Raw genomic sequence first — 6,350 nt, forward strand, 5'->3', positions numbered from 1 at the left:
CGGCCGGGCCATCGACGACAGCGTGTCCGACGTCTCCGCGTGCGCCAGCTTGGTGACCAGCACGACCTCACCGGCCACAGCGCTGTCCCGCGCCGCCTGTCCGTCTGGCCGGGGCTCCAGCAGCTGGCCCACCCGCTCGTCATCGTCGTGGTCGGGATGCCCGTCCCGGCCCAGGTGGCCGGAGACGTGCAGCTTGTCGTCCGACCGCAGCGTGCCGCAGAAGACCCGGACGAGCGACAACCGGCCCACGTAGGGGTCGGTCGTCGTGCGCACCACCTCGGCCACCAGCGGACCGGCCGGGTCCGCTCCGGGCAGCTCCAGCGGCTCACCCTCCGGCGACGTCACCGCCGGGAGCGGCACGTCCGCCGCCGAGGGGAACGCCCGCGTCACCAGCGCCAGCAGCTGGGGCACCCCCGCCCCCGTCGGTGGGTGCACGGGCACGATCGGGAAGAACCGGCCGCTGCAGACGGCGGCCTCCAGGTCACCCGCGAGCTGGTCGGCCGAGATCTCCTCCCCCTCCAGGTACCGGTCCAGCAGTGTCTCGTCCTCGGACTCCTCGATGAGCGACTCGATGACCGGGCCGCGCAGCTCCTCGGCCCAGTCCTCCCACGCCCCGGACCCCTCGACCGTGCGGGAGAGCAGGTCGGCCAGCCCCACCAGCCGTCCGTCCTCCAGCATGGGCACCAGGAGGGGGCGCGCGTCACCGAACGAGCGCCGCACCTCCTCCACGACCCCCGCGTAGTCGGCCCTGGTCGACTCCAGCTGCGTCACCGCGACCGCACGCGGCTTGCCGAGCGCGGCGCACTCGCGCCACAGCATCCGCGAGGCGCTGTCGATGCCGTCCACGGCCGACACGACGAAGACCACCCCGTCCGCCGCCCGCAACCCGGCGCGCACCTCCCCGACGAAGTCGGCGCGGCCCGGCGTGTCCAGCACGGTGACCCGAACGGTCCCGTCGCCGTCCCCCTCGGGGCCGCCCTCGCCGTCGCGCGCCCACTCGGCCTCGACCCCCGGCGGCCCGCCACGCGGCACCTCCACGGTGCCGACGTCCAGCGCGGTGGAGGGCTGCGGCCCGGACTCCTTGCCGCCCCGCGCGCGACGCTCCGGCTCCGGCTCGGCGCCCAGCACGGCGTGGAACAGCGTCGACTTGCCGGCCCCGGCGGGGCCGACCAGGACGACCGTGCGCACGTCGCGCGGACCGGAGGGAGCGGGACGGGCGGCGGAGCCGTTGTGGCGGCTCATGCGCCTACCCTGCTCCCGCGCCACCGATCGCACAAGGGGCAGCCCGCCGGCGGCGGCGGACCGGAACGGCCGCCCCCGCCGAAGCGGAGACGGCCGTCCTCACCGGCGGTTCGGCGGGTCAGCGCATCGAGTTGCCGCCGCCGTTGTTGGTGGTGGCCGACTTCACCCGCGACTGCAGCACGAACAGTCCCTCTTCGGTGCCGCTGACGACCACCTTGCCGTCGTCGAAGTACGGGTAGTTGCTCCACGTGCCGGCGAAGTAGGTGCCGTCGTCGGCCGGGAAGACGTCGAAGTACCCGCGTTCGGTCATCCGGCCCTGGTCCAGCCGCCAGGTGTCGAACACCCGCAGCCCCGAGGTGTAGTTGGACTCGAAGGCCAGCCCGTCCTTGATGAAGATGTTGTGGTCGATCGAGGTCAGCCCGGTCGAGGCCACCCCCGTCAGCTGCGGGTCACCGAGGCTGGCGAGGTCGAAGATGTACGTCGTGGTCGTGTCGACCGTCCCGTACATCTCGTCCAGCTCGTCACCGAGCAGGAAGTACCGGTGGTCATCGGTCAGCCACCCCTGGTGGGTGTAGGACGCGGTGTCATAGGGCGTGCGCGCCAGCATCTGCACGTCCGCCGGGTCGGTGGCGTCCAGCACGGTGACGGTGTCCTCGTTGGAGGCGATGCAGATCTCCCGGCCGGTGTAGGCCGCGTCCGGGCCGTGGTACTCCACGCACTGGATGTCGTGGGTGTAGCCGTCACCGCCGTAGCAGCCCGCGACCACGGGGGCCGCCGGCTCGGCCAGGTCCACGATGATCGGCCCGCCACGGCCGTTGTCACAGGCGGTCACCTCGCGCACCGAGCCGACCACGTAGGCCATGCCGCTGTCCTCGTTGATGGCCAGGTTGTGGACGTGCCCGAAGCCACCCAGCCAGCCGTCCTCGGTCCACTCCTGCGGCTCGGTCACGCCACGCAGCCGGGTGAGGTCGAAGACCTGCAGGCCGTGGCCCGCGTTCTCGCTCACCACGTACATGTGGTCGGCGTAGACCTTGATGTCGCGCCACACCCCGCCGTTGCCGACCTCGGTGTGGGTGGGCAGCATCCCCAGCCACACCGGGTCCGAGCCGTCGGTGACGTCGACGATGCCGGTGCCCTCGAACAGCCCGACCAGGGCGTAGTCGCGCCCGGTCTCGGGGTCGGTCCAGCCCCAGACGTCGTTGCTCCAGGTGGCCGCCACGTCCCCGGTGACCATCTCGGTGAGCGGGACGAAGCTCATCAGGTCGATCTTGTGGCACGGGAAGATGTCGGCCAGGCCGTCCTCGCACCGCACGTCGGTCATCCGCTCCATCGGCACCCCGCCAGGGCTGACGTCCTCGACCACGCGGTCGAACCCGACCTCCTTGCCGGTCCCGTCGTGCTCGGGGTGCGCCTGCGCCGAGAGTGTTCCCGCGGCCAGGGCGAGCACACCCAGTCCCGCGGCCACACCTGTCCTGATCCTGCTCACCGTTCCTCCTCAGCTGGTCCCTGCCCGGTAATCGGGCACACTCGACCGTAAGAGCTGAGGGGCTCCCGCCGCAGCGGACCTGGGAAGATCCTGACCAACTCCTGGGCACATCCAGACCGGACCGTGCACCGTCGGGGAATAGCCGCGTGCCCTTGGCGCCTTGACGTCCAGCGTGAGGACGGGAGCAGGGGAGGCAGCGCGGACCGCCGACGACCCCAGCGCGGCCACGACCATCCCCGACGGGAGCCCGCCCGAGCCCCCCGTCACGACCCGGCTGCCGGACGCCCCCACCAGCGGGGCCCCGTTCGTGGCCAAGCTGCTGCTCTTCGGCGCCCTGGTCGGGATCGGCCCGCTGACGATGGACATGTACCTCGCGGCCTTCCCGGCCGTCGTGTCCGACCTGTCCACCACCGCCTCGGCCGTCCAGCTCACGCTCACCGCGACCCTGGTCGGCCTGGCCAGCGGGCAGCTGATCATCGGCGCCGTCTCCGACACCCTCGGACGGCGACGCCCGCTCATCACCGCCCTCGTCGGCTACGTGGCCGCGTCGGTGCTGATCGCGCTGTCGGACTCGATCGCCGCCCTGCTGGTGCTGCGCTTCTTCCAGGGGCTGACCGCCGCGGCCGGCATGGTGCTGAGCCAGGCGATGGTGCGTGACCTCTACAGCGGGTCGGTGATGGCGCGGTTCATCTCCCGGCTGTTCCTGATCGTCGGCGTCGCCCCGATCATCGCGCCCACCCTGGGCGCGCAGTTCCTCTACCTGGGCACCTGGCGTACCATCTTCTGGGCGCTGGCCGGGATCGGCCTGCTGCTGACGGCGCTCGCCATCTGGCGGGTGCAGGAGACGCTGCCGGAGGAGCGGCGCGGCTCCCGCGGGCTGCGGCCGGTCGCCCGCTCCTACCGGGTGCTGCTGACCGACCGCCGCTACGTCGGGCTGGTGCTGACCGCAGCCACGGCGATGGGCGCCCTGTTCGCCTACATCTCCTCGGCGACCTTCATCTTCCAGGACCTCTACGGCTTCTCCACGCAGGAGTACGCGCTGGTCTTCGCGGCGGGCGCGGGGTCGCTGACCATCGCCAGCCAGGTCAACGGCTCGCTGGTGCGCCGCCACCACCCGGTGCGCATCCTGCAGGTCGCGCTCCCGGCCGGGCTGCTGGCCGGGCTCGGCCTGCTGGTCGTGGCGCTGCTCGACCTCGGCCCGTGGCCGCTGGTGGTCGGCATCGTGCTGCTGCTGGGCACCGTCGGGTTCGTCATGCCCAACAACCCGGTCATCGCCCTGCACCACCACGCCCGCCGCGCCGGGTCCGCGGCGGCGCTGCTGGGCGCCACCAACTTCGTGCTGGGGGCGCTCATCTCGCCCCTCTCCGGGCTCTTCAACGCCGCCTCGGCCGTGCCGATGGCCGCGATCATGGTGGGCTGCTCGGTGCTCTCCCTGACGGCGTTCCACCTGCTGGCCAAGCCGCGCGACATCCTGCGCGACATGGCCTGGGAGTGAGCCGGGCCTCCGGCTGACCGGCTACGGCTGCCAGGGCTCGGGACCGGTGGAGCCGGCCGGGTACTCCTCCAGCGGCACCTCCCCGGAGCGCCAGGCCTCCATGACCGGGCTGACGATCCGCCAGCACTCCTCGGCGACGTCGCCCCGGATTGCCAGCAGCGGGTTGCCGTCGAGGATCCCCGCGATGACCTCCCCGTAGGGCTGCATCCGCGACTTGCCCAGCTCGGCGCGCAGCTCCTTGGGCTCCAGGTCCAGCGGGTCGCCCTGGGCGTTGACCGCCAGCTGGATCGTCATCGCCCCCGGCTTGAGCTCCATCAGCAGCCGGTCGCGCAGGCCGTGGCCGGTCATCCCCGTCGGCACGTGCGGCGGCGGGCGGAAGGTGACCTCGACCTGCTTGGCGACCCGCTCCAGCGCCTTCCCGCTGCGCAGGACGAACGGCACGCCCTTCCAGCGGCCGTTGCGCACCTCGACGACGACCTCGGCGAAGGTCTCCGTCTCGTTCGCGGGGTCGACGCCCTCCTCGGCGACGTAGTCCGGCAGCGGCCGGCCCTCCACCTCCCCGGCCGTGTAGCGGCCCCGGCGCGAGGCCACTACGGGGGAGTCCTGCCACAGCCGGGTGCTGCGCAGCACCTGGGCCTTGAGCGAGCGCACCTCTTCCGGCGTCATCATCGCCGGAGCCTCCATCGCGAACAGCGACAGCACCTGCAGCAGGTGCGACTGGATCATGTCGACGAGCGCCCCGGCGGTGTCGTAGTAGCCCGCGCGGCCCTCCAGCCCGAGCGTCTCGTCGTAGGTGATGTCGACCCGCTCGATGTGCTCGGCCGACCAGACCGGCGCCAGCAACCGGTTGGCGAACCGGATGCCGACCATGTTGAGCACGGTGTTGAGGCCGAGGAAGTGGTCGATGCGGTGGATCTGCTCCTCGGGGACCAGCCGGGTCAGCTGCCGGTTCAGCTCGACAGCGGACTCGGTGTCGTTGCCGAACGGCTTCTCCAGCGCCAGCCGGGTCGGCTCCGGCAGCGAGACCTGCTCCAGCAGCCGGCACACCCGGACGGTGATCTGCGGCGGCAGCGCGAAGTAGATGACCAGCGGCCCGTCGCCGGCCTCGGCCATCACCTGGCCGAGGCCCCCCTCGTCCAGCAGGTCCGCCTGCACGTAGGCGGTCCCCTCCACGATCCGGTCCAGAGTCTGCTGCGGCACCTCCTCCCCGGCCAGCGCCTCACGCACCCGTTCCTGCCACTGCTGGGCGTCCAGCTCGGCCAGGTCGGCGCCGACCACGCGCAGCTGTCGGTCCGGCTCCACGGCGAGCAGCGTCCCGAGTCCGGGCAGCAGCAGCCTGCTGGTGAGGTCGCCGGAAGCACCGAGGATCAGAAAGGTCATCGGCTGGTCAGTCATGGCGCCAGTGTTCCAGCCACCGATGAGTTCCGCTGCCCGGCCGGGTCGGCCATACTGCAAGCGTCACGACCAGGGGAAGGCGGGATCACGGGGATGACCATGACCGACCAGGACACCGACTTCGTCCGGCGCGCAGAGGCCTACCGGCGTGAGCTGTTCGCCCACTGCTACCGGATGTCCGGGTCGGTGCACGACGCCGAGGACCTGGTCCAGGAGACGCTGGTGCGCGCCTGGCGCTCCCAGCACACCTTCGAGGAGCGGGCCTCGCTGCGCACCTGGCTGCACCGCATCGCGACCAACGTGTGCCTCACCGCCCTGGAGAAGCGGGACAAGCGGCCGTTGCCGACCGGCTTGGGCCAACCGGCGGCCGACCCCGACCGGCCGCTGTCCGACCCGCTGGAGACGCCGTGGCTGACGCCGGTGCCGGACGCGCTGGTTGCCGGGACCGCCCCGGGCGCCGGACCCGAGGAGTCTGCGGAGACGCTGGAGGGTATCCGGCTGGCCTTCGTCGCGGCGCTGCAGCACCTGCCGCCGCGGCAGCGGGCCGCGCTGGTGCTGCGGGACGTGCTGCAGTGGCGGGCCGCCGAGGTGGCCGACGCGGTCGGCACGTCGGTCGCGGCGGTCAACAGCGCCCTGCAGCGCGCCCGCGAGACGCTGCGCCAGGCCGAGCTGGCCCGGGACCGTGCGCCGGCCGCTACCGCGCTGAGCCCGGAGCAGGAGGCGCTGCTGGAG

The 6,350-nt window shown here is 72.5% G+C and carries 5 protein-coding genes; 2 read left to right on the forward strand and 3 right to left on the reverse strand.

Annotated features, from left to right (window positions below; genetic code table 11):
• Both GFJ45_RS14510 and GFJ45_RS14515 read right to left on the reverse strand, forming a co-directional pair.
• Positions 1-1,242: GTP-binding protein (locus GFJ45_RS14510; RefSeq protein ID WP_194288694.1), on the reverse strand; the 1,242-nt coding region annotated here is incomplete at its 3' end.
• Positions 1,243-1,360: 118 nt separating this feature from the next.
• Entirely contained in the window at positions 1,361-2,728 is a 1,368-nt protein-coding gene (locus GFJ45_RS14515) for a choice-of-anchor B family protein (RefSeq protein WP_153398455.1), read from the reverse strand.
• A 172-nt stretch (positions 2,729-2,900) separates the two neighbouring features.
• Between GFJ45_RS14515 and GFJ45_RS14520 the strand changes: the two genes are divergently transcribed.
• Positions 2,901-4,223 (forward strand): multidrug effflux MFS transporter, encoded by a 1,323-nt coding sequence (locus tag GFJ45_RS14520; RefSeq protein WP_153398457.1) that lies wholly within the window; start codon positions 2,901-2,903, stop codon positions 4,221-4,223.
• Positions 4,224-4,244: 21 nt separating this feature from the next.
• Here GFJ45_RS14520 and GFJ45_RS14525 read toward each other — a convergent pair whose 3' ends face one another.
• A complete protein-coding gene (locus GFJ45_RS14525; RefSeq protein ID WP_153398459.1) occupies positions 4,245-5,618 on the reverse strand; it encodes a glucose-6-phosphate dehydrogenase in 1,374 nt (457 codons plus the stop codon).
• A 99-nt stretch (positions 5,619-5,717) separates the two neighbouring features.
• Here GFJ45_RS14525 and GFJ45_RS14530 point away from each other — a divergent pair.
• On the forward strand, positions 5,718-6,350 hold a 633-nt coding region (locus tag GFJ45_RS14530), incomplete at its 3' end, for an RNA polymerase subunit sigma-70 (RefSeq protein WP_267128868.1).

Source organism: Ornithinicoccus halotolerans, from assembly GCF_009602535.1.
In the GTDB taxonomy this organism is placed as follows: Bacteria; Actinomycetota; Actinomycetes; order Actinomycetales; family Dermatophilaceae; genus Ornithinicoccus; species Ornithinicoccus halotolerans.

What these genes read in the sequence shown, in the direction of transcription:
- GFJ45_RS14525 (WP_153398459.1), bottom strand. Translation starts at nt 5,618, where the DNA reads ATGACTGACCAGCCGATGACCTTTCTGATCCTCGGTGCTTCCGGCGAC.